1 protein-coding gene and 1 pseudogene are annotated in these 1881 nt (G+C 35.7%); both read right to left on the reverse strand.

What is annotated here, in order from left to right:
- Positions 1-118: 118 nt before the first annotated feature.
- Positions 119-1450 carry a DNA recombination protein RmuC gene (locus OZD66_RS01500; RefSeq protein WP_182367554.1) on the reverse strand — a complete coding sequence of 444 codons (1332 nt, stop codon included), beginning with the start codon at positions 1448-1450 and terminating at the stop codon, positions 119-121.
- 164 nt (positions 1451-1614) lie between these two features.
- Positions 1615-1881 (reverse strand): annotated as a pseudogene (locus OZD66_RS01505) (IS3 family transposase); the annotation flags it as partial.

Raw genomic sequence — 1881 nt, forward strand, 5'->3', positions numbered from 1 at the left:
GATTTTCATTAAAAGACAAACGCAGAAGGGCTAGAGTATCCACTTTAACCTCTCTAAATTTGCTCACAATCTCTTAACTTGACGCGTATGCTTTTTTGAACATTCCCTGTTAAGATGCCTAATCTACTTTCAGCTCCTCAGTATGTAAACTGCGTGGTAAAGACTCTAATTCCTTTGCAGCACTTAAACTTTTATTTTTTGCATGTATACCAAGCTTATTGAATTCTCGAGCAGCAGGAAACACCCTTGCTTCAAGAGAGCCAGCAGTTTTATTATAATGATCAACAGCACTTTTTAAGCTCCTGCGCAAATTATCAAAGCTTTCACCCATTGTGCAAATGCGCTCATATAAAATATGACCTAGTTCACTGATTTTCTTTGCGTTTTCAGCTATCATCTCTTGCTTCCATCCATACGCTATTGCTCTCAGCAACGCAATTAGAGTGATCGGTGTTGCAATGATCACTTTTTTTTCCACTCCAATCTCTATCAAAGCAGGCTCATATTCCAGTGCTGCGCTAAAAACCCCCTCCCCTGTTAAGAAAAGCACCACAAGTTCTGGCGTATTTTCAAATTGATTCCAATACTCTTTTTTACCCAAGTCATTTATGTGTTTTTTTATTGCCAGGGAATGATTCTTTAATTTCTCCTTTTGTATTTGCAAATCATTTTGTGATATAGCATCCATGTAAGAATCAAGCGGCACTTTAGCATCTATTATTATTTGCTTTCCAGATGGCATTTTGATTATTAAATCAGGACGCAATAAATTATCCTCGTTTTTATCAACCACTGACGGCTGAGTAAAAAAATCGCAATATTCAATCATTCCTGCTATTTCTACCACCCTTTTGAGCTGCATTTCACCCCACTTTCCTCTGATGTGAGGCTTTCTCAAGGCGTTAGCAAGGTTGGAAGTTTGGTTCATCAGCGCTCCAATTTGCTCCTTTAAACCTTCATAGGCCCCTACCCTCTCTTTTTCTAGCTCACGTATTTCATTATCGAATTTTTCTAATTTTTCTTTTATTGGAGTTACAACTTCGTTGATCGTTGCTTGTCTTTTTTTGAAATCGCTTTCCGTTTCTTTTAATTTGTTATCAATGACTTCCTTCGCTAAGTTCAGAAAATTATTATTGTTCACTTGCAAGGCATCAAGAGAGAGCGCTTTAAAAGTGTTTGTTAATCTCTCCTCTGCTTTTGTTAGTAATTCTATTTCCTTTTTCTTTTCCTCACGTTCTTTTTGCAGAGTTACTTCAAGTTCTGCTCTTTTGACCCTTAAATCAACTATTTCTTCATTCTTCGTAAGCAAAGTTTGCTTTGTTTCTTGAAGTTCTTGCTCTAATTTACATAAATTACCCTCAAGGTTTGCTTTCTTTTCGCTCAGTTTTTTTACGATAATGTAGAAAAATAGTAATAGAGAGACAACCAGAGCTATAGAATTGAAAAGCATCAGAATAAAAAAGCTGTATTTACAATTCTATATGATTTTTGTGTGTATAAGAAAGAAAAAAGGAGCACTGACCTTACCCAGAAAAAGTAGAGAGAAAGTTAAGACGTTTTTATCATGAGAATAAATTGTGCAGGAATGCAATAGTTAATAGTAGAATGTCTACGTTATTTGTTATAAAAGATTTCTATGTATTCAAATATGGCAGTTCTGGTTTGTTGAGCGAGAAGTATCAATAAGCAGCTCCCTTTTAAGTGAACTTTTCTGCAACAGAGTTATCGTAACAACAGCCCTTATGGCTCATGCTGGAAATGATGTTTTTTGTATTCAATAGAAATTGGTAATTTTGAGAGGTATACTGTGACCCTTGATCGCTATGTAACAGCAGATTTTTATCGGGTTTGCGTTTATCAACGGCCATCAATAAAGAATCT

The sequence above is a fragment of the Wolbachia endosymbiont of Drosophila baimaii genome, assembly GCF_028982185.1.
In the GTDB taxonomy this organism is placed as follows: domain Bacteria; phylum Pseudomonadota; class Alphaproteobacteria; order Rickettsiales; family Anaplasmataceae; genus Wolbachia; species Wolbachia pipientis.

Bases quoted from the DNA above. Each gene is read 5' to 3' on its own strand.
- OZD66_RS01500 (WP_182367554.1), bottom strand. From the start codon at position 1,450: ATGCTTTTCAATTCTATAGCTCTGGTTGTCTCTCTATTACTATTTTTC.